General features: G+C 67.2%; 18 protein-coding genes. 10 read left to right on the top strand and 8 right to left on the bottom strand.

Going from position 1 to position 24,760, the window contains the following annotated elements; genetic code table 11:
- Window positions 1-42: 42 nt before the first annotated feature.
- The 6 genes from LW840_RS10860 to LW840_RS10885 all read left to right on the top strand — a co-directional run bounded on the left by LW840_RS10860 (window position 43) and on the right by LW840_RS10885 (window position 7,532).
- On the top strand, window positions 43-1,551 hold the full coding sequence (locus LW840_RS10860; protein ID WP_291266362.1) for a hypothetical protein: 1,509 nt from the start codon (window positions 43-45) through the stop codon (window positions 1,549-1,551).
- Between the two features lie 116 nt (window positions 1,552-1,667).
- Window positions 1,668-2,717: a BMP family ABC transporter substrate-binding protein gene (locus tag LW840_RS10865; protein ID WP_291268830.1), complete on the top strand. Its 1,050-nt coding sequence runs from the start codon at window positions 1,668-1,670 to the stop codon at window positions 2,715-2,717.
- On the top strand, window positions 2,714-4,276 hold the full coding sequence (locus LW840_RS10870; RefSeq protein WP_291276971.1) for an ABC transporter ATP-binding protein: 1,563 nt from the start codon (window positions 2,714-2,716) through the stop codon (window positions 4,274-4,276). The genes LW840_RS10865 and LW840_RS10870 overlap by 4 nt, the downstream gene beginning before the upstream one ends.
- Window positions 4,273-5,397: an ABC transporter permease gene (locus LW840_RS10875; protein ID WP_291260179.1), complete on the top strand. Its 1,125-nt coding sequence runs from the start codon at window positions 4,273-4,275 to the stop codon at window positions 5,395-5,397. Before LW840_RS10870 ends, LW840_RS10875 begins: the two co-directional genes overlap by 4 nt.
- Window positions 5,394-6,272: an ABC transporter permease gene (locus tag LW840_RS10880; RefSeq protein ID WP_291260180.1), complete on the top strand. Its 879-nt coding sequence runs from the start codon at window positions 5,394-5,396 to the stop codon at window positions 6,270-6,272. Before LW840_RS10875 ends, LW840_RS10880 begins: the two co-directional genes overlap by 4 nt.
- Window positions 6,273-6,281: 9 nt before the next feature.
- Window positions 6,282-7,532: an MFS transporter gene (locus LW840_RS10885; protein WP_291260181.1), complete on the top strand. Its 1,251-nt coding sequence runs from the start codon at window positions 6,282-6,284 to the stop codon at window positions 7,530-7,532.
- 74 nt (window positions 7,533-7,606) lie between these two features.
- Here the strand turns inward: LW840_RS10885 and LW840_RS10890 are convergent, their stop codons facing one another.
- From LW840_RS10890 to LW840_RS10900, 3 genes are read right to left on the bottom strand one after another with little or no spacing between them, the layout of a single operon-like run.
- The gene (locus LW840_RS10890) at window positions 7,607-8,815 is read right to left on the bottom strand and encodes an HlyD family efflux transporter periplasmic adaptor subunit (RefSeq protein WP_291276972.1); all 1,209 of its coding nucleotides are present in this window, start codon (window positions 8,813-8,815) and stop codon (window positions 7,607-7,609) included.
- Window positions 8,816-8,846: 31 nt separating this feature from the next.
- The gene (locus LW840_RS10895) at window positions 8,847-11,201 is read right to left on the bottom strand and encodes an ABC transporter permease (protein ID WP_291268828.1); all 2,355 of its coding nucleotides are present in this window, start codon (window positions 11,199-11,201) and stop codon (window positions 8,847-8,849) included.
- A gap of 38 nt (window positions 11,202-11,239) precedes the next feature.
- Window positions 11,240-11,968 (bottom strand): ABC transporter ATP-binding protein, encoded by a 729-nt coding sequence (locus tag LW840_RS10900; protein WP_291260184.1) that lies wholly within the window; start codon window positions 11,966-11,968, stop codon window positions 11,240-11,242.
- Window positions 11,969-12,091: 123 nt separating this feature from the next.
- Between LW840_RS10900 and LW840_RS10905 the strand changes: the two genes are divergently transcribed.
- Together LW840_RS10905 and LW840_RS10910 are read left to right on the top strand one after the other, a co-directional pair.
- On the top strand, window positions 12,092-14,134 hold the full coding sequence (locus LW840_RS10905; RefSeq protein WP_291276973.1) for a S9 family peptidase: 2,043 nt from the start codon (window positions 12,092-12,094) through the stop codon (window positions 14,132-14,134).
- Window positions 14,135-14,147: 13 nt separating this feature from the next.
- Window positions 14,148-14,546, top strand: coding sequence for an NUDIX domain-containing protein (locus tag LW840_RS10910; protein ID WP_291266369.1), 399 nt, complete (start codon window positions 14,148-14,150; stop codon window positions 14,544-14,546).
- Between the two features lie 106 nt (window positions 14,547-14,652).
- On the opposite strand, the gene LW840_RS10915 is transcribed toward LW840_RS10910, so the two are convergent.
- Window positions 14,653-15,984: a VWA domain-containing protein gene (locus tag LW840_RS10915; RefSeq protein ID WP_291266370.1), complete on the bottom strand. Its 1,332-nt coding sequence runs from the start codon at window positions 15,982-15,984 to the stop codon at window positions 14,653-14,655.
- A 298-nt stretch (window positions 15,985-16,282) separates the two neighbouring features.
- Complete coding sequence (locus LW840_RS10920) at window positions 16,283-17,647, bottom strand: MFS transporter (RefSeq protein ID WP_291266371.1); 1,365 nt, start codon at window positions 17,645-17,647, stop codon at window positions 16,283-16,285.
- A gap of 9 nt (window positions 17,648-17,656) precedes the next feature.
- On the opposite strand from LW840_RS10920, the gene LW840_RS10925 reads away from it, so the two are divergent.
- A complete protein-coding gene (locus LW840_RS10925) occupies window positions 17,657-18,814 on the top strand; it encodes a glycoside hydrolase 100 family protein (RefSeq protein ID WP_291276974.1) in 1,158 nt (385 codons plus the stop codon).
- Window positions 18,802-19,428, top strand: coding sequence for a hypothetical protein (locus tag LW840_RS10930; RefSeq protein ID WP_291273288.1), 627 nt, complete (start codon window positions 18,802-18,804; stop codon window positions 19,426-19,428). Before LW840_RS10925 ends, LW840_RS10930 begins: the two co-directional genes overlap by 13 nt.
- Before the next feature lie 23 nt (window positions 19,429-19,451).
- On the opposite strand, the gene LW840_RS10935 is transcribed toward LW840_RS10930, so the two are convergent.
- From LW840_RS10935 to LW840_RS10945, 3 genes are read right to left on the bottom strand one after another with little or no spacing between them, the layout of a single operon-like run.
- Window positions 19,452-19,649 carry a hypothetical protein gene (locus tag LW840_RS10935; protein ID WP_291260191.1) on the bottom strand — a complete coding sequence of 66 codons (198 nt, stop codon included), beginning with the start codon at window positions 19,647-19,649 and terminating at the stop codon, window positions 19,452-19,454.
- A gap of 33 nt (window positions 19,650-19,682) precedes the next feature.
- Window positions 19,683-21,407 (bottom strand): sodium:solute symporter family protein, encoded by a 1,725-nt coding sequence (locus LW840_RS10940; RefSeq protein WP_291260192.1) that lies wholly within the window; start codon window positions 21,405-21,407, stop codon window positions 19,683-19,685.
- A complete protein-coding gene (locus LW840_RS10945) occupies window positions 21,404-24,745 on the bottom strand; it encodes an FG-GAP-like repeat-containing protein (protein ID WP_291276975.1) in 3,342 nt (1,113 codons plus the stop codon). The genes LW840_RS10940 and LW840_RS10945 overlap by 4 nt, the downstream gene beginning before the upstream one ends.
- Window positions 24,746-24,760 lie beyond the last annotated feature (15 nt).

Genomic DNA, 24,760 nt, shown 5'->3' on the forward strand with positions numbered 1-24,760 from the left:
CCCCGGCCGGACTCCCCTGCTCTCTCGCTTTCAGGAGACGTCATGCGTTTGACGTTCATCGCTGGTGCTGCGGCCGCGGCGTCGCTCACCACTGCTGTCCCCGCGACGGCCGTCGCCCAGCCGGGCGGCGTATCGGCGTCGTGCAACATCGATGTGAACCAGCCCAAGGAGCTGGCGATGCTGTCGCTGTCGTACCAGCAGGCCAAGTCGTCCCAGAACGCCGAGCAGCGCAAGAAGCTGCTGGCGACCATGGCGAAGGAGCTCGACACCAAGCCGGAGCGGTACGCCAAGAACCTGACCGGCTACCACTTCATGCTCAGTGAAGTGTACAAGATGTGGGCCCTCGAGCCCGGCCAGTCGGCGGTGCCGGTGCGCAGCAGCATCGGGCTGGTCAGCAACCCCACGGAAACGATCGATCTCGTGACGGCGGTGGACGCGGCCTACAAGGCCATCGTTGCCGCCTCGCCGGCCTGCGAAGCCGACATCAAGGCGCAGCGCCAGAACGAGCTGTGGCTGGCCCAGACACAGGCGGCGCTGACGGCCTCGAGCGCCGGGAAGCTCGACTCGGCCGAGTACTATGCCAAGCGGTCGATGCTGCTGAGCGATGGCCCGTACGCGCACTATGTGCTGGCGAACGTGTCCAACCAGAAGAACGACAAGAAGGCGGCCATCATGCACTGGCGCCACGTCATCGAGCGGGCGGGCACCGATACGTCGTACCGGGACCTCAAGAGCGGCTCCATGTACTACGTGGCCATGACGCAGCTCGAGCTGGCGGGAAGTGCCCAGGGCGCCGACCAGGTTGCCTTGGCCAAGGACGCGGCCGGGTCGTTCAAGGCGCTCATCGCCAATGCGCCCGACAGCCCGGACGTGCCGAACCACTACAACAACTGGGCCGAAGCGCTCACGCTGTCGAAGGACACGGCGAGCATGGGGCAGGTGTACGCCGAGATGCTCGCCAATCCCGACAAGCAGAGCGACATGACGCTCGCCGTGGGCGGGGTGATCGCCACGCGGGCGAACAAGAGCGACGACGCGCTCAAGCTGTTCGAGGCGTCGGTGAAGAAGAATCCGAACAGCCGTGACGGCCTGCGCAATTTCGCCGCCTCCCTGTACGGCAAGGATCGCTTCAAGGACATGTTCGAGCCGAGCCGCAAGCTGGTGGCACTGGACCCCAACAACTACGACGCCTGGATGTTCTTCGCCTATGCGTCTCAGGGGATGGGGAAGTCGGCCAAGCTGCCGGCCGAGAAGAAGGCCTGGACCGATTCGCTCGTGAAGTACCAGACGTACGCCGAAAACCTGCCGGTCAAGGTGGAGGTGGCGGGCTTCTCGCGCGGGGCCGAGCAGGCCACGCTGACGCTGGCCCTCGAGCAGGTAGCCGCAACCGGTTCCTACACGGTGACGGCGGAGTTCCTCGATGAAGCCGGCACCCTGGTGGCCAGCGCCACCGCGGAAACGGGGGCCTTGAAGAAGGGCGACCGGAAGAACGTGGAACTCAAGGCGACCGGGCAGAAGATCTACGCCTACCGGTACAAGCCGATCAAGTAGGCGGCCGCCCTCGCCGGTTGGGCGCCACGAGCACGGGCCACGGGTATCCCCCGTGGCCCGTTCTCGTGGTGGCAAGGGCTTCCGGCGGGAGCACCGGACGGCGAACCTTCGGGGCCATGCGCCGCACCCTCTCTCTGATCGGGGCGCTCCTCCTCGCCCACCTCGCGCTGCTCACCATCCGGCCGGCCGGTGCCACGGTGGCCGACACGACCGATGGCCTCGATGTCGGCATCGTATTCGACGTGGGCGGCCGCGGGGACAAGTCCTTCAACGATGGCGCCTACCTGGGCGGCGAGCGCGCCGAGCGTGAGCTGGGCGCCCGCGTGACGTATATCGAGCCCGGCGAAGGATCCGACCGCGAAGCCGGACTGCGCCTGCTGGCCGCCGAGGGAATGGACCTCGTGATCGGCGTGGGCTTCATCTTCACCGACGACGTGCTCGCACTGGCGCGCGAGTATCCCAACGTGCGCTTCGCGAACGTGGACATGTCGGTGCCGCTGGATTCCACCGGCAGCCCGCTGCCGCTGCCGGCCAACCTGCGCGCGCTCAAGTTCCGCGAGGAAGAAGGGTCGTTCCTCGTGGGCGCGCTCGCGGCGCTGGTGGGGAAGAGCAAGCAGGTGGGCTTCGTGGGCGGCATGGACATCGCCCTCATCCACAAGTTCGAGGCCGGCTATCGCGCGGGCGTCCGGCACGTGTGCCCCGACTGCACGGTCATCGCCAACTACGCCGGCGTCACCCCCGAAGCGTTCCGCAATCCTGGCCGCGGCAAGGAGATGGCGTTGGCAATGTACAACCAGGGCGTGAACGTGATCTTCCATGCCTCCGGCTCCACCGGCCTCGGCGTCTTCGAAGCCGCGCGCACCACCCGCAAGCTCGCCATCGGGGTCGATGCGGATCAGTACACCGAAGCCCCGGGCTTCATCCTGACCAGCATGATCAAGGGGATCGACGCGTCGGTGGTCGCGGCGGTGCAATCGGTCAAGGACGGCACGTTTACCGGGGGCGTACAGCAATTCGGCCTGGCCGAACGCGGCGTGGGGTACATCTACGACGACAACAATCGCGCGCTGATCCCTCCCGCCGTGCGGGCGCGACTCGATTCGCTCACCGCGGACATCGTGGCGGGACGCATCGCCGTGCCGTCCAGCCGCGCGGAGTCGCGATGAGTACCGCACGCCATGGCACACCAGCCATCCGCATGGCCGGCGTGATCAAGACGTTCGGTGCGGTGGTGGCCAACCGGGATGCGTCGCTCGAGGTGGCGAGCGGCGAAATTCATGCGCTGGTGGGCGAGAACGGCGCCGGCAAGAGTACCCTCATGCGCGTGCTGGCGGGACTGTACCAGCCCGACGGCGGCACCGTGGAAGTGAATGGGCGCAACGTCACCGGGTGGAAGACCACCCAGGCGATTGCGGCCGGCGTGGGCATGGTGCATCAGCACTTCATGCTCGTGCCCACCCTCACGGTGGCGGAGAACGTGGTGTTGGGGAGCGAGCCACTCAAGGGAATGACGATCGACCTGCACCGGGCCGTGGTCGAGGTGGACGCGTTGTGCCGCCGCTGCGGACTGCACGTGGATCCACGGGCACGCATTGCCGATCTCAGCGTGGGTGAGGCACAGCGCGTCGAGATTCTCAAGGCGCTCTATCGCGGAGCGCGCGTGCTCATTCTCGACGAGCCCACCGCCGTCCTGTCGCCGCCGGAGGTCCAGGAGCTTTGGGGCGTGTTGCGCACCCTGCGCGAGGACGGTGGCACCGTGGTGCTCATCACGCACAAGCTCGATGAAGTCGTTGCCGTGTCCGATCACATCACCGTCATGCGCGCCGGGACGACCGTCTCGCGCTTTGCCACGAAGGGGGTAACGCCGCGTGACATTGCGCGCGCGATGGTGGGGCGCGACGTGAACCTGCATCTCGATGCCGTTGGCGCCGTGCGCGACAGCTCGGCGCACGGTGCCGCGGCCACCGGCAGCGCGGCGGCCGAGCCGGTGCTGCAGGTCCGCGGCCTGCGGGTACGCAGCGACCGCGGCACCCCGGCCGTGCTCGACCTGTCGTTCGACCTGCGCGCGGGGGAAATCCTGGGGATTGCCGGCGTGGAGGGCAACGGACAGACGGAGTTGCTCGAGGCCATCGCCGGCCTGCGTGAGCCGCAGGCGGGACAGGTGCGCCTGGGGACGCACGATCTGACCCGCCTGTCGGTGCGTGAGCGCGCCGATTGCGGCCTGTCGCATATCCCGGAGGACCGCCATCGGCGAGGGCTGGTGCTCGACTATTCCATCGCGGACAACCTCATTCTGGGTCGACAGCATCACTTCGGCGGCCGCGGTGGACTCGATCAGGCACGCATCGCCATGCACGCGGCCGAGCAGGTGCAGCGCTTCGATATCCGACCGCCGCTGGCAACGCTGCCGGCGCGCGCGCTCTCGGGTGGCAACCAGCAGAAGATCGTGATTGCGCGGGAAATGGGACGCGCCTTCAGCGTCCTGCTGGCCGCGCAGCCCACGCGCGGAGTGGACGTGGGCGCCATCGAATTCATCCACGCACAGCTGCGCGCGGCGCGTGACGCCGGCAAGGGGATCCTGCTGGTGAGTGCCGACCTGCCGGAGGTGCTGGCGCTCTCCGATCGCATCGCCGTGATGTATGGCGGCCGCTTCGTGGCGGTGCAGCCGGCCGCCGGCTGCACGGCCGAGCAGCTCGGCCCCTTCATGACCGGAGCGGCAGCATGAGCGATACGGCCACACCATCGTTGCGCGGCGCCCGTGTGCTGGAGGCCGTGTTGCCCGCCGTGGTGGCCCTTGGCCTCGCCGCGGTGCTGGGGGACCTGCTCATTCTCTCCTTCGGCGAATCCCCGGCGGCGGTGTGGGCGCTGCTCGTGAAGGGGACGTGGGGCAACGCCTATGGCATTGGCCAGGTGCTCTACAAGGCCACGACCCTCACCTGCACCGGTCTGGCGTTCGCGGTAGCAGGGCGCGCTGGCCTCTTCAACGTGGGGGCCGAGGGACAGCTCGCGGCCGGCGGATTCGGTGCCGCCGTGGTGGGGCTGGTACTGCCTGCCGCGACCCCCGCGGTTGTGGCCGTTCCCCTGTGCGTCGGGGCCGCCATGCTGGTGGGCGGTGCCACGGGCGCCGTGCCGGGGGCCCTGCGCGCGCGGTTCGGCGCCAGTGAAGTGATCGTCACGATCATGCTCAACTTCATCGTGCTGGCCCTGCTCAACTGGATCGTGTCCGCCAAGCTGCACCTGCCGGAAACGCTGCGCACTCCCGATATCGCGGCGGGCACCGTGCCCCGACTGGCCGACGCCTTCCCGATGTTTCGCGGCAGTGCCGTCAACTTCACGCTGCTGCTTGCCCTTGGCGCCGCCGCGGTGAGCTGGTGGTATCTCTTCCGCACGCAGCGTGGCTATGAACTGCGCGCCGTCGGCTTGCAGCCGGACGCGGCAGAGTACGGCGGGGTTCGGGTACCGCGCGTGTGGCTCGTAAGTCTGGTCGTGTCCGGCGCGCTGGCCGGGTTGGGCGGCGTCAATTTCGTGCTGGGCTACAAGGGCTACTACGAAGAAGGGTTTGCGGGGGGCGCCGGATTTCTCGGCATTGCCGTGGCGCTGGTGGGGCGGAATCATCCGTTCGGCATTCTCGCGGCGGCGCTGCTGTTCGCCACGCTCTCGCAGGGCGGATTGGCCGTGAACGCCGTGGTGCCCAAGCAGCTCACCGACATTCTCACCGCGGCCGTCATCCTGTCGGTGGCCACCGCCGTGCCCGAAGTGCAGCAGCAGATCCGTGCGGCGGCCGCGAGCGTCACGGCCTCGCTGGCCCGCCGAGACCCGTCCGGCGCCACGAGGGCCGGCGCATGATCCTGCTCGCCTTTCTGCTGCAGACCATTCGCATTGCCGTCCCCTACCTGCTTGCGGCGGCGGGCGGTGTGATGTCGGAACGGGTGGGGATCATCGCCCTGGGGCTCGAGGGGCTCATGCTGTCGGGCGCCTTCGGCGCGGCACTCGGGAGCTACTATGGCAACAGCCCGTGGGCCGGGCTGCTGGGCGCGCTCGTTGCCGGTGGCATCATCACCAGCCTGCTCGCCGTCTCCACGATTCGGTTCCGGGCGAACCAGGTGGTGGTGGGGGTGGCCATCAACCTTATCGTGGCCGCCAGCACGCGGTACTTCCTGCGCCTGGTGTTCGACAGTTCGAGCAACTCCCCGCGCGTACCGGGCTTTGGCGGCGAGGGAGTGGGGAACGCCATGTTCGCGAGCTTCCTCAATCCGGTCGTCTGGATCGGTCTGGCTGTACTGCCGGCGCTGGCCTGGCTCCTGTATCGCACGCCGTTCGGACTGCGCGCGCGGGCCGTGGGGGAGAAGCCTGAGGCGGCGGCCACGTTGGGCGTGGCCGTGAACCCCATGCGCCTGAAGGGGCTCTACCTGGCCGGTGCGCTGGCGAGTCTCGGGGGCGCCTATCTGGCGCTCGACCAGCATCAGTTCACCGACGGCATGACGGCGGGCCGCGGCTTCATTGCCCTCGCCGCCGTGATCTTCGGTCGTTGGGAGCCGGTCCGCGTGGGCGCGGCCTGCCTGCTGTTCGCCGCTGCCGAGACATTGCAGATTCAGCTGCAGGGGGCGCAGCTGGTGCCAAGCCAGTTCGTGGAAATGATCCCCTACCTGCTGACCATCGTGGCTCTGGCGGGTGTGGTGGGGCGCAGCGTGGCCCCGGCCGCTCTTGGCAAGACCGACTGACCCCGCCTCGTGAGCCAGCGCAGCGCACCGCATTCCCACACCGACGAACACCCCATCGACGACGGCAAGTCGGCGTTCGGCAAACTCGCGGTCCTGATGGTGACGGCGTTCATCGACATGCTGGGCCTGTTGATGATCCTGCCGCTGCTCCCTTTCTACGCCAAGACGCTCGGTGCGGGCGGTGCCGTGGTCGGGCTGCTGGTGAGTTCATTCAGTGTGGCGCAGCTGCTGAGCGCGCCGGTGTGGGGGCGCTTCAGCGACAAGTACGGGCGCCGCCCGGCGCTCATGGTGGGGCTCGGGGCCAGCGCGGTGGCTTACGTGGTGTTCGCGTACGCGGACAGTCTGTGGCTGCTGTTTCTCTCCCGCATCGTGCAGGGCGCGGGGGGCGGGACCGTAAGCGTCATTCAGGCGTACGTCGCCGATGCGACACGCCCCGAGGACCGCGCGAAGAGTCTTGGCTGGCTTTCCGCGGCCACCAATGCCGGCGTGGCGCTGGGTCCGGTGATCGGTTCGTGGGTGCAGCTCTGGAGCAAGAACACCCCCGGGCTGGTGGCTGCCGGGTTGTGTGTGGTGAACATGATCTTCGCATCGAAGTACCTGACCGAGATTCGCAAACCGGGCGGTGACGGGACCAAGGCCAAACCGAAGGGGTCGCGCGAAGCGGTCATGCGGGTGGTGAGCCATCCCAGCGAGCCGGCGTCACGACTCATCCTGATCTACGCGCTGGCGATCGGTGCCTTTCAGGGCACCACGGCAATTCTCGCCCTGTTTCTTGCCGACCGCTTCGGCGTCACGGAAGCCACGATCGGCTACTTCTTCATGTACATCGGCGTGCTGAGTGTGGTGGTGCGCGCGCTCATGCTGGGACGCCTCGTGGACAAGGTGGGCGAGCCGCAGCTCAGTCGCATCGGCCTGTTGCTGCTGGCCAGCGGCCTGGTGGGGCTTTCGTTCGCGCCCAACCTCTCCCTGCTGGCGCTGGCGGTGGGCATGCTCCCGCTCGGCACGGCGTTCACGTTCCCGTGTGTGACAGCCATGCTGTCGCGCATCGTGAGCAGCGCCGAGCGTGGCCTCTACATGGGGGTGCAGCAGACCTTCGGCGGAGTCACCCGCGTGGCGTTTCCGGTGATCCTTGGCGTGGCCTTCGATACCTTCGGCAAGCAGAGCCCGTTTTGGATCAGCGCCAGCGTCGTGCTGGCCACGTTGCTCATGGGGCGCGATCTCGAGTTGTATGCACCGCGCGTGACGCCCGCCAAGCCCTGACAGGAATCGCCACGCGCCCTGCGGTATCGCGCGCGGTTGGTGTCCGCGTGACCGTGACGTTCAGCTGGGCGGGGTCAGGGCGGCGTTGGCGTGGTTCGGGCCACGCGAATCCGTGCACCGGCCTGCAATCGGTCTCCGGGAAACAGGACCACGGTGTCCCCTGGCTGGAGTCCGGCCCGCACTTCAACCTGGTCCGTTCCCCGTTCACCGAGTTGCACGAGGCGACGGTCGGCTCGGCCGCGCGCAACCACCCAGGTGTTCCATGCTGCGCCATCGCGCGTGAGTGCGCTCGCCGGTACCCGCAGCACACGAGCTGCCTCCCGGACGGTAATCCGGACATCGGCGCGAAAACGGTCACCAACGTGTACGGCAGTGGCGGGCACACTGACGACCACATTGACGCGCTGTTCCTCGACGCCGAGTGCAGACATGCGGGTGTAGGCCGACGGTTCGATGCGCACGACCCGGCCGGCCACGGTATCGGTGCGCTGCCCATCCGAAGCCGACACCGCAGTGCCGAAGGACAGGTGGGCGCTCGCGCCTTCCTGTACGCGCAGCGCGTCGGCGGTGAGTAGCGGAACGACCACCTCGATGTCACGCGGCTCGCCGATCTCGAGCAGGCGTGCTCCCGCCGGCACGACACGCTCGTGTCCTTCCGCAATGGCCAGGATGGCCCCGTTCATGGGCGCGAACAGGGCGAGGCCGCTGGAGGCACCGGTGGCCCCCTCGAGCGCCGCGCGCGCCACGGTGAGGTCATAGCGCGCCACGCGGAGTCGCTCGTCAGCGGCCCGGACGTCGCTCTCCCTCAGCACGACGGCGTCGCGCGCCCGCTCGATATCCTGCGGCGCGATGGCGCCGGCGGTGCCCAGCGCCTCGGCGCGGCCCTGTGCGCGGCGCGCCTCTTCCAGCGCCGTGCGGGCAGCGGTCCGCCTCGACTCGGCCTCGGCGACGGACGCGCCCGCACTTCCCACGCGCGCCGTGGCCTGCTGCCGCGCCGATGCATCCAGCGGTGCCGGATAGAGTATGCCAAGGCGGGTCCCGGCGCTCACCACATCGCCTTCCTTCACAGGGGCCGGGACCCAGCGTCCGCCAACCGGGGCATTCACGTCGGTATGGGCGCGCACCCGCGTGGTCCCCGTCTCCTCGATCGTGACCCGAAGTGGCCCCACGCTCGCCAGCGCGATCTCGACGGTGAGGACCGGTGGGCGCCGCACCCACCACCACGTCGCGGCGCCAAGCACCACCGCACCGCTGAGCACCAATACGCGTCGCTTCTTCACCATGCACACCCTCCAGGGGATCGCTGTTGCGTGGTCATTCGCGGGTCTTCAAAACGGCGACGAGGTCGAGGTGATCCAGACGCCGTCGCACCAGGAGAGAGGAGGCCACGCCGGCAATGACCAGCACCACCACCGACCAGCCATAGGTACGCGGTGACAGCGTGAACGGCAGCCGGAAGAGCTCGGAACTCATGCCGGCTGCCATGGCCGCGGCAAGCGCCGCACCGAGGGCGAAGCCGAGTGGTATGGCGAGCACGCCAAGGACGGCCAGTTCACCGAACAGCATGGTGGCCACTTCCTGTCGCGAGAATCCGAGCACGCGAAGGCTGGCAAGCTCTCGCCCCCGTTCGGAGAGCGAGATGCGCGCCGTGTTGTAAACCACGCCCATGGAGAGCACGACGGCGAACCCTAGCAAGGCGAGCAACGTTACCCCGAAGCTGTCGCGCATCACCTTGTCGAAGCTCGCGAGGACATCGGCGCGCTCGCCGACGCTGGCCACGCCGGGGGTGCGCCGCAGCTGCGCGATGAGCCGGTCCGTTTGCGTCGGGTCCACGGCAAGCACGGCGCCGTCGTACGCGGTGCCGCCGGCCAGCAGCACCATCCCCTCCCGCCCCATCCACACGCCGGTGCCGATCAGATCGTTCACCAGCGCCCCGATCGTCAGCGTACGAACGCGCCGCTCACCGGTCAGCACCTGCACCTGCACCGAATCGCCGGCGCCGACCGCGAGGAGTTCAGCGAGCGCGGTGGACATCAGCAGTCCTTCGCCTGGTATCGTTCTCTCGCGCCGCGCGCCGTCCACCACGCGCCGCAACCGGGCTCGTGGCGTGAGTGCCGTGATGGCGGCACGCCGTTCGCGGGGACCGTGCCGGAGCGTTACCGGCAGGGACCAGAGTGGCTCCACCCGGAGCACCCCGGGCAGGTGCGCCAATTCACGAAGTGCCTCGTCACCCTCGCTTCGCGCAAAGGTGACCGCTACGTCTTCCCGCTGTATTTCGGTGAAATGCACATCGCGCATGACCGCAATGGCATCGTACGCGTACCCGCCAACCATGACCACGGCGACGCCGAGCGCCATGCCCAGGGTGGCCAGCGCCGCCCGCGCGGGACGACGGAGCATGCTGCGTACGGTGAGTCGTGCCATGGGGGAGAGACGTCGATGCACCCACGACCCGTCGAACCAGCTGTGCCGGAAGCGCAGCGGTGCCTCCGGCCGCATGGCCTCCGCCGCGGGCAGTCGTACGACCCGTCGGACGGCCCCCACGGTACCGATCAGCGCCGAAAGACCGGTCACGAGAAACGCGACCGCGATGGTACCCGCACGCGGGGTGAACGTCGCGTCGGGCATGCGATAGTACTGCGAATACAGTTCCGCGAGCACGCCGGCGAACCACAGGCCAAGCCCGGTGCCGACGACGGCACCGAGCAGCACCGGCGTGAAGGCGATCAGCGCGTAATGGCGCATCAACATCCCGTTGGAGATGCCGAAGGCCTTCATCATGCCGATCTGCTCACGCTGGGCCGCGACCACGCGAGCCAGAACGAGATTCACGAGGAAGGCGGCGACCCCGAGAAAGATCAGGGGCGCGGCGGTACCGAACGCCGCCGCCTGTCGGATTTCGTCCGTCAGGTATCGGTGGGAGAGCTGCTCGTTGCGCCCGTGCGCGCCGAGTGAGCCGTACCGCGCCAGCAGAGCATCTACGGTCTCGATCACGGCGGCTTCGGAGGTCGTCCGGTCGAGGGTGAGCGTGGCCTCGTTCCACGCGTCCTGAAGTCCGAAGGCGGCTTGGGCAGCCCTCTCGGCAATCCAGAGCACACCATAGCGCTGGTTGTCGGGAAAGAAGGCGCCGGGTTGCACTTCCATGACGTATTCCGGCGTGAGGGCAACGCCCACCACCTCGAGACGGCGCCAGCGCCCGTTGAGTACGGCTCCGAGCGTGTCCCCCGTGGCGAGGCCGTTGGCCGTCGCAAACCCGTCGCTGATCACGACCTCGTCATCGCGCAGGGAGGACATGAGCCGCCCGGTGCGCAGGCGCAGCCGATTCACCGCCAGCTCACGACCGGCGGGGTGACTCATCACGCGACCTGTGGCGGGGCCGGGAAGTCCGGGCACCTCGAGCACCACATCTTCGGCCACGCGCGTTTCCACGGCGTCCACACCGGGGATGGCGCGCAAGTCGGCGGCGAGCGCGTCGGGAGCCCGCGAGACCGACACCCACAGATCCGCGAAGTGCGCCTGTTGGTAGTAGCGCTGCTGCGAGCCGCGCAGATGCGGCACCATGGACTGCATGGCCACGAAGCTCGCCACGCCAACCATGACCACGATGGCGATCGCAATGGAGGGGCCGCGCTGATGCCAGACGTCACGCCACGCCTTGCGCGTGAGCATCGAGATCCTGGACGGAGGCGGCGGGCGCGACACGGTCGTTACCACGAGAGTTGCGCCGGTTCACACGGCGACGCGTTCACGGACGTTTCGATCACGGCGCCACTGCGCATGCGAAGCACGCGGTCGGCCATGGCGGCAATGCCCACGTTGTGGGTAATCACCACCGCGCTGGTTCCCAGTTCGCGATTGGCCCGGCGCAGGGCATCGAGCACCAGTTTGCCGGTCTCGAAGTCGAGAGCACCGGTTGGCTCGTCACACAGGAGTACGTCGGGGCGTTTGGCCACGGCGCGGGCAATGGCCACCCGCTGCTGCTCCCCGCCCGACAGTTGGGCCGGAAAAAAATCGAGCCGGTCACCCAAGCCGACGAGACGGAGCGCCTCGGCGGGATCTTCGGCGCCACGCCCATGCGGGTCATTCCGGGTGAGGTCCGTGACCAGCTGCACGTTCTCGAGCGCCGTGAGTCCGGGGATGAGATTGTAGAACTGAAAGACGAAACCCACGTGCTCGCGGCGATACTGCGTGAGGGCGTCTTCAGAGGCGCCGGTCAGCACATGATCGCGGAAAGTCACGTCCCCGGCACTCGGGACATCGAGGCCGCCGAGGATGTTGAGCAGGGTGGACTTCCCGCTCCCCGAGGGCCCGAGGATGACGACGAACTCGCCGGCGACGAGGTCCAGATCGACGGCGCGCAACGCCACGACTTGGGCGGTACCGGTCCCATAGACCTTGGTCAGCCCCCTGGCGCGGAATAGGGTGTCGGCGGCCATGAGACAACGCTACGGGCACGTGGCGTGGCCGGCCATGGGCAGAACCCGGACAGCCGTGTGCGCGATATCTTTGCCACGGTTGCGGCCGCCGGTCGTCGCTCTCCGTCCTTTCCGGAACCCCCAATGCGCCATACGCTCTCGCTCTCGCTGGGACTCGCCCTGTTCGCCTCGCTCGCGATCGCGGGCGTGCCGACCATTGCCCACGGGCAGGCACCCTCGCCGTCGACGCTCCCCCGCCCCCTGCGCTCCACCGATCTCTACCGCCTGCGTGACGTAGGCGCCGGCCGCATCTCCCCCGACGGGCAGTGGATCGCCTACACCGTCGTGACGGTGGACTCGGCGAAGGATCGGAGTGACAGCGATGTGTGGATGGTGAATTGGGAGGGGACCCGCACCATCAAGATGGCCGGCTCGCCGGAGGGGGAAAGCAACCCCCGCTGGAGCCCGGACAATCGCTACCTGTCGTTCGTCTCGGGGCGGTACGAGTCGAAAGGCGGGCAGATCTGGCTGCTCGATCGCGCCGGCGGTGAGGCCGTGCGGCTCACCGAGCTCAAGGGTGGGGTCAGCGAGTACGAGTGGTCGCCCGACGGCACGCGCATCGCGCTGGTGTCACATGATCCGGATCCCGACGACGGCAAGCCGGATTCGCTGCGGTCGCGCACCCCCAAGCCCATCGTGATCGATCGGTACGCGTTCAAGCGCGACGGCGATGGCTATCTGGATCGCCGCCGTGACCACATTCACGTGGTGCACGTGGCCACGAAGCAGGTGGTGCAGATCACCAGCGGCGACTTCGACGATCGCCAGGTGCGCTGGTCACCCGATGGCACACGGTTGGTGTTCACGAGTGAACGCACCGAGGGCGACCCTGATCGCTCCAACAACAGCGACCTGTTCGTGGTGGACGCCGTGGCCGGCGCCACGCCGCGCACGCTGACCACGTGGCGCGGGCCGGATGCTGGTGCGGTGTGGAGCCCCGATGGTACCCGGATCGCCTACCTGCAGGCCAGTGAGCCCGAACTCTCGGCGTACACGCAGAACACCATCGCGGTGGTCTCCGCCGACGGTGGTGCGCCGCGCCTGCTGACGACCGCGCTCGATCGGGACGTGAGTCAACTGTCCTGGTCGGCAGATGGCACGTCGCTGCGGTTCCTCGTGGGTGACGATCGTGCCCAGCACCTCGCCCAGGTGGATGTCGGCACGGGCGCGGTGACCCGGTTGGCGGACGGACGGCGCGTAGTCACGTCGTACGATGTCGCCTCCAGCGGGCGCACCGTGTTGAACACCGGAACGGCGCAACGCTCGGCCGAAGTGTTTGCGTGGGCCAACGGTGCCCTGCGCGCACTGACGCACGTGAACGACAGCGCCTTCGCGGCGCTGCAGCTGGGCACCACCGAGGACGTGCAGTTTCGCAACCGGGACGGGCTCACCGTGGGGGCACTGCTCACCAAGCCCGTTGGCTTCGACGCCACGAAGAAGTATCCGCTGCTCTTGCGCATTCACGGCGGACCGAATGGCCAGGACCAGCACCTGTTCCAGTTCGAACGCGAGCTGTTCGCCGCCAACGGCTACGTGGTGCTGCAGGTGAACTACCGCGGCAGCAGTGGACGTGGTCAGGCGTGGAAGAAGGCCATCTTTGCCGACTGGGGCAACAAGGAAGTGCAGGACCTGCTGGCCGGCGTGGATCACGTGCTGTCGCTTGGCTTCGTGGACCCGAACCGGTTGGGGATCGGCGGGTGGAGCTACGGGGGGATTCTCACCGACTACACCATTGCCACCACCACGCGGTTCAAGGCGGCCACCAGCGGTGCGGGCAGCGCGCTGCAGACGAGCATGTACGGCAGTGACCAGTACATCTTCCAGTACGAGAACGAACTCGGTGCCCCGTGGAAGAACCCGAAGGTGTGGGAAAAGGTGAGCTACCCCTTCTACAAGGCGGATCGCATCCGGACGCCCACGCTCTTCATGGGCGGGGAAAGGGACTTCAACGTGCCGATTGCCGGCAGTGAGCAGATGTATCAGGCCCTCAAGTCGCTGGGTGTCCCCACGCAGCTGATCGTGTACCCGGGGCAGTTCCACGGCATCTCGCGGCCGAGCTTCGTGCGTGACCGGTACGACCGCTATCTCGCGTGGTACGACAAGTACCTCGCCGTGGTTACGCCATGACGCCCGCCGCACGGTGACCGGCGAGGTCGGCGGCCTGCGCATCCGGGTGGTAGCGGCCGTCATTCGCCGTGGCGAGGAGTTCCTGGTGTGCCAGCGCCCGGTGACGAAGCGTCATGGCGGCCTGTGGGAGTTTCCCGGCGGCAAGTGCGAGCCTGGCGAGTCGGATCATCACGCCATCGGGCGCGAGCTGCAGGAGGAGCTGGGCGTGGCGGTGGTTCACGTCGATGCGCCGGCAATGGTGATTGCCGATCCGGACTCACCCTACGATATCGTCTTCCTGCCAACGCGCATCGCGGGAGAGCCGCGCGCACTGGAACACGAGGCGCTCACGTGGGGCACACTGGTGACATTGGCCGCACTCCCGCTGGCGCCCAGCGATGCACGATTCGTGGCGTCGCTGCTGGTGACCTGAACAGCCACGCATCGCCACGCGCGGGGGCTCCGCCCGGTGCGGAGCACGCGACGTGCGCTCCGCACCGGTACGGCAATACCGCGCATTCAATGGCACAACATCGGCGTCATTCGGGAGGCTTGCGCTGCAGCAGTTCGTCGTACGCCTTCTTGCCGCGCCGCTGATTGTAGGTGCGCTGCAGCTGGTACTTGGCGTCCATTTCCGAGTACGTGCGCTGTGCGTATTTCTCGGCCAATGCGGCCATGTCGGCAGCCTGCGCCGCAAGGTTGGCGCCGAACTGCGGATGGATGGCCAGGGCGCTGTTGATGAGATCGGCTTCGGCCGTGCGCATCACCAACGTGGCCTCGTCGGCCTTCCCCTCGCGCTGGTGTTGCGCGGCCGTCTCGCGCGCCTTGGCCGCCCGGGCCAGCAGGATGGCGAATTCGACGTCGGGTTCGAGATGACGCTGCCCCTCCAGTGACGAGGCAATGGGCAGTCGCGTGATGCGGCGTTCCACGCTCCCGCTGGCGGTGAGCACGTCGGCACTCACCTGTACCGTGGCGATGGCGGCACGATGTAACGCATGCCTCGCGAGGCGGTCCTGCGGGACGAACAGTTCGAGCAGCAGAGGCTTGGGTTCTGCCGCATAGAGATCACCCAGGTCGAACACCGCGGTGCCTGGCGCTGAATGGGAGGTGCTCCAATCGGAGTGCACCACGACCACCGCGACGGCGTCTTCCAGCGAGAGCTGCACGACCACACCCTGGGCACAGATCGAGAGGAGATTGCCCAGCTCCTCCGCCAGCACATCCTGCGACTGGTCGGGTCGTTCGATGTACCAGGCGTTGCCGCCTCCGGCATCGGCCATGGCGCGCAGCAGCGCGTCGTCGTAGCCCTCGCCGATCCCCACCGTGGTCGTCGTGATCCCCAGACTGCGGGCGGCGCGGGCCAGTTCCACCAGCGTGCTCACCTCGGTGATGCCGGCGTTGGCGTGACCGTCGGTGAGCAGCAGGATGCGACGTGAGGAGCCCGGCAGGTTGCCGATCATGCCCAGCGCATGCTGCATGTGCTCGCGCCCGCGCAGCCAGCCGCCGCTGAGGTTCGTGGAGCCGCGCGCGTCGATCTGCTGCAGCATGGCCGCCAGCTGCTGATGGCGCGCGCGCCGATCGGGGATGGCAACGGTCTCGATGAGATCATCGAAGGCCACCACGGAGACGACATCATCGGGGTGCAGGCGTTCAACGGCGCGGGCAGCGGCAGAGCGCGCCGCCTCGATCCGTTCGCCGCCCATGGAGCCGCTGCGGTCGATGACGAACGAGAGCCCGATGGGCGGGCGCGCCGCATGTTGCGGTGCCGTGCCGCTGATGGTGAGCAAGACCCGGACGATGACACCGGGGTTGCCATTGGGTGATTGTGACCCGTCGACCGCGAAGTGGTCGAGCTGCAATACAGTATCCATGCACAAGCTCCACGTTGGAGGGTGCACGGAATGTCGCGGCGGGGTCTGACAATCCCGCGAGGCGCAAACCTTTGCCGGACTTACACTTGTCCTTCGGTTTCGATTCGGGTGCCGTCGTGCCGCGCCATCGCTCGTGCGGTGCGACCTTCCGCGACAGGGTGAGCACCCCCCCGTTGGTCCATGCCACGCCGTCCTGTATCGGGTAGTCGCCGCCCCCTGCCCGCTTCGAGAGATCCCTCACGTCGTCGACGTTCGCCTCCGCGGATACGACCGGGCATGGTGGTCGGGACACAGGCGATCAGGCGGCCGTCACCCGTGCCTTGCGCACCGACACGAAGGCGCACGCCACGGCGGCGCACCCCAGCAAGGCCCCGGCGAGGCGAATCACATTGGCGGGATTGCCGCCAAGCAGCGTGTCGTAGAACAGCGGCAGCGTGAGGTTCTGGATGAGCATGGGGATGACGATGAACATGTTGAATACCCCCATGTACACCCCCACCCGCTCCTTGGGAATGGAATCGGACAGCATCACATACGGGTTGCCCATCATGCTCCCCCACGCGAGTCCGATGCCGAGCATGGGGACGAACAGCAGCGCCCGACTTTCAATGGCCGGCAGGGCGAGCATCGCCAGGGAGGCGGCACTCAGCGCAATCACATGCATCCACTTGGCGCCAAGGCGTCGGGTGACGGGCACCATGGCAAACGCCGACACGAAGGCGACGAAGTTGTAGAAAGCGCCCACCTGACCGGTCACGAGGCCGGCTTCACGGAAGCCGGCCGAGGCGGGATCCTTGGTGTCGAAGAGCGTGAGTGCGAGCGCGGGGGCGATGTAGATCCAATAGCAGAACATCGCGTACCACTGGAAGAACTTCATTGCCACCATCTGCCGCATGGTCGTGGGCATCTCCCGCAGGGCATCGAGGATCTCCTTCAACGTATGGCCGACCCCCCGCGGCATGCGCTCGATCCGCTGGCGCTCCTCAACCGTGAGCGGCAACTCGGGGACCCGACGGAGAGACCAGAGGATGGACGCCGTGGAGAAGACGGCGCCCATCAGAAAGGCCAGCATGGTGATATCGGGAATACCGCGGTCGTTCACGGCATCCCGGTTCATGCCAAGGAACACCAGCAGCGATGGCGTGATGTACGACAGGGTCTGGCCAAGTCCCGTGAAGGCGCTTTGGGTGAGAAACCCGAGCGAGGTCTGGGCATCATCCAGTCGATCGGAGACGTAGGCGCGGTACGGCTCCATGGTGATGTTGTTGGCGGCATCGAGAATCCACAGAATGCCGGCAGCCATCCACAAGGTCCGACTGAAGGGCATGGCCAACAGCGACAGCGAGCAGAGAAAGGCGCCGATGAGGAAGTACGGGGTGCGCCGCCCTCGGGGACTGAGCGTGCGATCGCTCATGGCCCCGATGATGGGCTGCACGATGAGTCCCGTGACCGGGCCGGCCAGATAGAGGAGCGGCAGGCTCGCCTCGTCGGCCCCCAGATACCGGTAGATCGGGCTCATGTTGCTCTGTTGCAACCCGAAGCTGTACTGGATTCCGAAGAAGCCGACGTTCATGTTCACGATCGACAGGAACGACAGATGCGGCTTCCTCGGCGCGGTGGAGGCCGCCGTCGGCGTCGGCGCTGCAGTCACGGTACTTGCCATCGATTCTCCATGAAGGATCAACTTCCTTTCGACGAATCCATCGTCCTGCTGCGTGCACTGGCCACGCCGCAGGGCATCCTCGCGTCACGCAGCGCCGTGGCCAACTATGCGGCGGTATTTGCGCGCGACGCGATCATGGCGGGCGTCGCCGGCCTGGCGGTCGGTGACGAGCAGATCGTGACCGGCTTGCGGCGCACGCTCGAACAGTTGCGGACCTTGCAGGGACCGCAGGGTCAGATCGCGTCCAACTTCCGCACGGGACCGGACGGGCGCCAGCAGGTGAGCTTCGGCACCCTCGCGCCACGCTTCGATTCCGCCACCTGGTATCTGGTGGGGGTAGCGCTGCTGTGTGCGCGAGGCCACGCCCGCTACGAGGACTTCGCCGAGTCGGTAGAGGGGGTCGTGGCCCTGCTCGAAGGCATCGAGTACAATGGCCGCCACCTGGTGTACGTCCCGGCCGGTGGCAACTGGGCCGACGAGTATCCGTTCGATGGCTACATCCTGTACGACCAGGTTCTGCGCGCTTGGGGGTTGCGCCTGCTGGCGCCGCTGGCCGGCAGGCCAGCCTGGGCCGAGAAGGCGGCGGCCATTGCCCGTGTCATCGACGAGCGGTACTGGCCGTCCACCGACTGGCAGTGCGGCGGGCCTCGCCGGTTTCCGGTTGCTGCCACCTCGCCGGTGCGTACCGACGAACACCTCGACCTCGCGGCGTGCGCCCTGCTCGCCATCGCCGACCTGCTGCCGCACCGCAGCGCAAGCATACTCGACGGGATGGAGCAGGGATTCCTCGCGCACGGCGCGCTGGTCCCGGCGTTCTCGCCGGTCATTCACGAAGGGGATCGTGATTGGGACGCGCTGGCAGGCTACCATCTGCATGGATTTCGCAACCGTCCCCACGAATACCATAACGGCGGCATCTGGCCCGTGTGGCTGGGATGGCTGGGGGTGGCGTTCGCGCGTCATGGGCGCGTGACCGCCAGCGGCACCCTGCACGCGCTCACGGTTGCTCACCTCCTCCGCCTTACGCATTTCGACTTCGAGGAGTACTTCCACGGCGAAACGGGCGAAGCGCTGGGCACGGCCGGCATGGCGTACACCGCGACCGGCTTCGTGCTGCTCGATCTCGCGCGGCAGCGCGGCCCGGAGGCGTGGACATGGATGGCCTGAGCACCACCGCGGTTACCCGGCTCGTCCAGGCACTCGACGCGGATGGCGCGTTCGACGGACATCGGCTCGTGATTGGCGTGGCGGGGGAGTCGGGCAGTGGAAAGAGTACGACGGCCACCCAGCTGGCCGATGCGCTCAATGCCCGCGGCATTCCCACGGCGTTCCTCAACCAGGACAACTACTTCATCCGGCCACCGCGCACGAACCACGCCTTCCGGCTGGCCGACCTCGGCGCCGTGGGGCCGCACGAGGTGCAGCTGTCGCTCATTGACGAGCACATTGCCGCGTTTCGGGCGGGGCACCACGAGGTACGCGCGCCGCTGGTGAACTACCCCGGCAACCGCTTCGATGAGGAAGTCCGCGATTTTTCGGCGTTGCAGGTGCTGGTGGTGGAGGGCACCTATGTGCTGATGCTCGACGGCCTGGACGTGCGCGTGTTCCTCGAAGCCACGCACCGGGACACGCACGAACGGCGTCTCGCCCGCAACCGAGACGCCTGGGAGCCGATCATCGACACCATCCTGGGCATCGAGCATCGCCTGATCGCGCCGCAGGGCGCAACAGCACATTGGCTGATCGATGCCGCGTTCGGCCTGCGACGCGGCCCGGCCTGACGACACGGACGACGGCCCCTCGCTCAACGCCTGGCCGCGCGCCGGGCCAGCGCGAGGAACAGGGCGCCGAAGGCCAGCATGACCCCGCCCCAGACGAGGTTGATGTTCACGCCGGCGCTCCGCTCGTACATGGCCGTATCGCCGTTGGTCATGATGCCGTAGGTGCCGAGGATGACGCCCAGCACCACGAAGAGCCCGCCGATCGGCAGGCGAAGATCCATCCCTGCGCCACCACTCATGGTCGTCGCTCCCGGTCAGTAGAACATCACGTTGAGCGCCACCATGGCCAGCATGACGGCCACGGCGAAGACACTGGGTTTCTCGTACCACGCCTTCACATCGTCCACCGGCCGCGGTGTCAGCGAGTACACCAGCCCCTCCAGCTCCGCCGCGTGCCGTGCCCGGGTGGCGAGGCTCACCACGATCGTCACGACAAAGCAGGTCGTGAACGCCGCCACCGCGGTCCAGAAGGTCTGCGCCATCTCACTGGGATACCTGAGGACCACACCGAAGAAGCCCCCCTTCACGCCCGGGGTGGCGCCATTGGCCAACGAGATCCCATGGTGGATGGCTGGCGCGACCGTGCCCGCCACCAGCCCCCAGAACGCACCATGCCCGGTGCTGCGCTTCCAGAACATGCCCAGCGCGAACGTGGCAAAGAGCGGCGCATTCACGAATGCGAAGACCAGCTGCAGCAACTCCATGATGTTGTTGAAGGCGCCCGCCACGTAGGCGGCCGCCACCGACAGCGCGATCCCACCCACGGTGGCCACGCGCCCCATCCACAGGTAGTGCTCGTCAGTGCCGTGCTTCTTGATGTGCGCCTGGTAGATGTCGTAGGTCCACACGGTATTGAACGCCGTGACATTGCCGGCCATGCCCGACATGAATGACGCAATGAGGGCCGTGAGCCCCAGGCCCAGCATGCCGGTGGGGAAGAGCTTCACCAGCATCATTGGAGTGGCCAGATCGTAGTCCAGCACCACGTTGCCGTTCGTGTCCAGCAGCGGCGTTCCCGCGGCCGTCAGCTTGGCGGGAATGATGTTGTCCCCCATGGCCAGCGCGATCATGCCGGGCACGATCACGAGGAACGGGAAGAACATCTTCGGCACTGCGGCAATGAGGGGAGTGCGCCGTGCCGCCGTCATGGAATCGGCGGCCATGGCGCGCTGCACCACGAGGAAGTCGGTGCACCAGTAGCCGAACGAGAGCACGAAGCCGAGCCCCATGACCATGCCGAACCATTCGATGCCGATGGAATTGGTCGTGGCCGAGCCCATGCCTTGCCACACGTTGGTGTAGGCGTACTCGGGGAGGCCACGCTGCACCGCGGCGGCAGACAGCTTGCTCGTCATGCCGTCCCAGCCGCCGACCTGCTTGAGCCCCACCCACACCAGAGGGGCGAAGCCGAAGACGATCATGAAGAACTGCAGCACTTCGTTGTAGATGGCGCTGGTGAGTCCGCCCAGGGTCACATACGCCAGTACGATGACTGCCGACACCAGCACGCTGGTATTGAAATCCCACCCGAGCAGCAGGTTGAGCAGCTTCCCCATGGCGTACATGGAGATGCCGCTCGAGAAGATCGTCATGGCTGCGAAACCGAGCGCGTTGAAGGTGCGCGTCTTCTCATCGAAACGCAGCTTGAGGTACTCGGGGACGGAGCGCGCCTTCGAGCCATAGTAGAACGGCATCATGAAGATGCCGACGAATACCATCGCCGGGATGGCGCCGATCCAGTAGAAGTGACTGGTCGCAATGCCGTATTTGGCGCCGGAGGCGCCCATGCCGATGACTTCCTGGGCGCCAAGGTTGGCCGAGAGAAATGCCAGTCCGGTCACCCACGGGGGCAACGACCGACCCGACAGGAAGAAGTCGGTGGATGTGCGCATCATGCGCCGCAGTGCCCAGCCGATGCCGAGCACCACGACGAAGTAGATGGCCATCACGACGTAGTCGAGTGTGGTCAGCCGGGTCATTGGGCGTGTGTCTGGAGAAAGGAGCGCGGAAACGTCAGTAGCTGCAGGGGAGCGCCGTTTCGCGCGACGGCCATCCATGGGGGCTTGCCCGCGCGCCGCACGGGAGCGAGCGCGCGCACCTGCCCGTCAATGGTCGGGGACACCGTCGCCTCGGCGGGGCGAAACCCACCGGCCCCGTCGCCGTGCAGCAGGACACCGCGCGACGCGTCGTAGCGACCGATCACCGGCGGCACGCCGTACGCGTTGCCGGCCAGGAAGATGTCCTGATGGCCGTCGCCATTCGCGTCGGTGATGAGGGTGGCGAACGTCATCGACAGCTGCGCGGCTACGGGCAGGGGGCGCAGCGTGAAGCGCCCCCGTCCATCGTTGATGGCCACTGCGCTCTCGAAGGTGGTCGCTTCCTTGACCTCGGCCTTCGCGATCTCGGCCGGGTCGAAGATCTCCTCGAGGCGACTCGCGCCGAAGGCCGTGAAGGTAGGATACTTCCCACGGATGGCCGGCATGAGCTTCACGAGCTCGTCGCGGCCAGCCAGGGGATACGCCACGCCCTGCACGAAGCGGGTGATGATCTGCTTGGTGCTGCCGGTGCCGGTGAAGTCGTGCACGTACATGCGCACCGGCTCCCTGGCCGAGGCCCGGAGAACACCGTTGGTGCCGGCATTGCCGAGCACGAGATCCGGTGCGCCATCACCATTGAGGTCGGCCACGGAGAGGCTGTTCCACCAGCCGCTGGCCGCAGCGAGTCCGCCGGCGGCGGCCTGCTCCTCGAGCCGATCACCACGATTGATCCAGATGCGCACCGGCATCCACTCGCCCACCACCACGAGATCGGGGCGCGCGTCGCCGTTCACGTCGGCCCACTGTGCCGAAGTCACCAGCCCCGCTCGTGCCAGGCCGGGAGCCACGGACTCGGTGACGTCGGTGAATTGCCCCGCACCGTTGTTCCGCAGCAGGTGGCTGGTGGGGGTCCGACCGTATTCACGGGCCACCACGCGACTGCCGACAAAGAGATCCTGATCGCCATCGCCATCGAAATCGGCAGCGGTCACGGTGCTGCCGTTTTCGCGCACACCGGCCGGCAGGGCGTTCACGGCGCGGGTGAAGGCGCCTCGGCCGTCGTTCAGGTAGAGCCGGTCGTCCAACTCCGCGAACTCACTCCAGAACTCGTTGCCCGCGCTCACCACATAGAGATCGAGATCCCCATCGCCATCGGCATCGAAGAAGGTGGCGTCCACATCCTCTGCGGTACTGTCGACAGCGAAGGTGGCCGCACTCGATTCGGCGAAGCGGCCCGTGCGCTGCTGCAGCAACAGCGTGCCGCGCTGCCACTTGGCACCGCCGACATACAGGTCATCGCGCCCGTCGCCGTTCACATCCCCCACTGCGAGGGCGGGCCCTTCCGCTGACACCACGTGCGGCATGAGCGGTTCGCGGTTGTAGTCGAGAAAGTCGTTCTCGAGGTGCGGCACCGCCGCGTCGACGGCGGGCGCATCGTCCGCCGTCCGCTGCAGGCGGATGGGGGCATACCGCCATTGGCCGGCGCTGCTGTCCTGATGCAGCGTGATGGAGCGGTCTGCCGCCACGTTGGTACGAATTTCGTACCGTGCATCGGGCCAGACGACGATGAGCGAATCGACGACGGCCGACGCACCCAACCCGAAGTGCAAGCGCCGATCGACGCTCGACTGAAAGCCGCGTACCGGTTGCTGCTCGAGCAGCTGGCGATGCGCGCCGGTCACGGCCGTGATCTTGGCGCCGATGCCGTCGGTGTTGCGGCCACTGCCGGCGAGTCGCACCTGCAGCCAGTGCGTGGTGTTGCCGTTGGCGCGCGCCGTGTTGCGATAGACGGCGACTGGCGCGTTGATGCGGTTGATGATCAGGTCGAGCGCACCGTCGTCATCGAGGTCCACGTACGCCGATCCGTTGCTGAACCCCTTCTCGCCGAGCCCCCACCGTTCGGCCATGTCGGTGAATCGCAGATCTCCGTCGTTGCGATAGGCATGATTGGCCAGGGGAATCTGCGGCATGCGCTGCAGCAGTTCCCGGTTCTCGGCGCGGGTCACCCCACGCGCGAGCGCCGCCTGCGCCGCTTCGTTGCCGACATAGTTGATGTAGTCCAGATCGTTCGGACGGCGATAGATGCCGTTGGTGATGAACAGATCCTTGCGTCCGTCATTGTCGAGGTCGGCGAAGAGGGGCCCCCAGCTCCAGTCACTCGCGGCAACACCGGCGAGCAGCGCCACCTCGGCGAATGTTCCGTCTCCCCGATTGAGCTGCAGCGCATTGCGCGGGTACTGCACACTGTACCCGGCGCGGAGACGCATGTCGAAGAGATTCCACCCTTCGTAGCTCGCGGAGGTCTTGAAGATGGACTCCTGCTCGGGCAGCATGTCCACCGTCATGATGTCGGGACGCCCATCGTCGTTCATGTCGGCCGCATCGGCGCCCATGGAGAAGCGACTCGTATGGCTGAAGGCCTGCGTGCCCACTTCGGTGAAGCGGCCACGGCAGTCGTTCAGGTAGAGGAAGTCGTTTTCCTGAAAGTCATTGGCCACGTACACGTCGAGGCAGCCATCGAGGTTCACATCGCTGGCCACCACTCCCAGACCGAATCCCTCGACCCCCCCGAAAATGCCCGCCGCCGCGCTCACATCGGTGAATCGCGCGCCGTCGTTGCGATAGAGACGGTCGCCGGCCTGCGGGTGTCGCTGATCGCGACGGGCCGCCACACCGATCTGTCGCTCCGTATGGACGGAGTGATTGAGCAGAAACAGGTCGAGGTCGCCGTCGCGATCATAGTCGAAAAACAGCGAGTGCGTGGAGAAACCGGAGAAGGCGAGGCCGTAGGCGTCGGTACGGTCGGTGAACACGCCGGTGCCGTCGTTGATGTACAGCACGTTGCGTCCGGCCATGGTGAGGTAGTTCACCGCCGACACATAGAGATCGAGCGCGCCATCCCCATTGACGTCGGCCATCGAGACGCCGGTCTTCCATCCTGGCGGGCCGGCCACACCGGCGCGCGCGGTGATGTCTTCGAAGGTGAAGTCGCCGCGATTCCGGTAGAGACGGTTCGACTCGAGGTTGGATGAGAGGTAGACGTCCTGTCGTCCGTCGCCATCCACATCGCCGACCGCGACGCCGCCGCCGTTGTAGTAGTACAGGTAGTTCAGGATGCTGAACTCAGGCGCCTCCGGCAGCGTGTTGACGAAGGCCATGCCGGTACGGGACGCGGGCAGCGACTCGAAAAGCGGCAGCCCCTCAGCCGCCGAGTCGGCCGCCGTGGGGCGATCTCCGCCGGGCGGCGCACCGCACGCGGCGAAGGCCGCGACCGCAGCCACGACGCCAGTCCACCG

Origin of the sequence: Gemmatimonas sp. (assembly GCF_021298855.1) — a bacterium.
Classification (GTDB): Bacteria; Gemmatimonadota; Gemmatimonadetes; order Gemmatimonadales; family Gemmatimonadaceae; genus Gemmatimonas.

What these genes read in the sequence shown, in the direction of transcription:
- LW840_RS10860 (WP_291266362.1), top strand. Translation starts at nt 43, where the DNA reads ATGCGTTTGACGTTCATCGCTGGTGCTGCGGCCGCGGCGTCGCTCACC.
- LW840_RS10865 (WP_291268830.1), top strand. Translation starts at nt 1,668, where the DNA reads ATGCGCCGCACCCTCTCTCTGATCGGGGCGCTCCTCCTCGCCCACCTC.
- LW840_RS10870 (WP_291276971.1), top strand. Translation starts at nt 2,714, where the DNA reads ATGAGTACCGCACGCCATGGCACACCAGCCATCCGCATGGCCGGCGTG.
- LW840_RS10875 (WP_291260179.1), top strand. Translation starts at nt 4,273, where the DNA reads ATGAGCGATACGGCCACACCATCGTTGCGCGGCGCCCGTGTGCTGGAG.
- LW840_RS10880 (WP_291260180.1), top strand. Translation starts at nt 5,394, where the DNA reads ATGATCCTGCTCGCCTTTCTGCTGCAGACCATTCGCATTGCCGTCCCC.
- LW840_RS10890 (WP_291276972.1), bottom strand. Translation starts at nt 8,815, where the DNA reads ATGGTGAAGAAGCGACGCGTATTGGTGCTCAGCGGTGCGGTGGTGCTT.
- LW840_RS10895 (WP_291268828.1), bottom strand. Translation starts at nt 11,201, where the DNA reads ATGCTCACGCGCAAGGCGTGGCGTGACGTCTGGCATCAGCGCGGCCCC.
- LW840_RS10900 (WP_291260184.1), bottom strand. Translation starts at nt 11,968, where the DNA reads ATGGCCGCCGACACCCTATTCCGCGCCAGGGGGCTGACCAAGGTCTAT.
- LW840_RS10905 (WP_291276973.1), top strand. Translation starts at nt 12,092, where the DNA reads ATGCGCCATACGCTCTCGCTCTCGCTGGGACTCGCCCTGTTCGCCTCG.
- LW840_RS10915 (WP_291266370.1), bottom strand. Translation starts at nt 15,984, where the DNA reads ATGGATACTGTATTGCAGCTCGACCACTTCGCGGTCGACGGGTCACAA.
- LW840_RS10920 (WP_291266371.1), bottom strand. Translation starts at nt 17,647, where the DNA reads ATGGCAAGTACCGTGACTGCAGCGCCGACGCCGACGGCGGCCTCCACC.
- LW840_RS10925 (WP_291276974.1), top strand. Translation starts at nt 17,657, where the DNA reads ATGAAGGATCAACTTCCTTTCGACGAATCCATCGTCCTGCTGCGTGCA.
- LW840_RS10930 (WP_291273288.1), top strand. Translation starts at nt 18,802, where the DNA reads ATGGATGGCCTGAGCACCACCGCGGTTACCCGGCTCGTCCAGGCACTC.
- LW840_RS10935 (WP_291260191.1), bottom strand. Translation starts at nt 19,649, where the DNA reads ATGGATCTTCGCCTGCCGATCGGCGGGCTCTTCGTGGTGCTGGGCGTC.
- LW840_RS10940 (WP_291260192.1), bottom strand. Translation starts at nt 21,407, where the DNA reads ATGACCCGGCTGACCACACTCGACTACGTCGTGATGGCCATCTACTTC.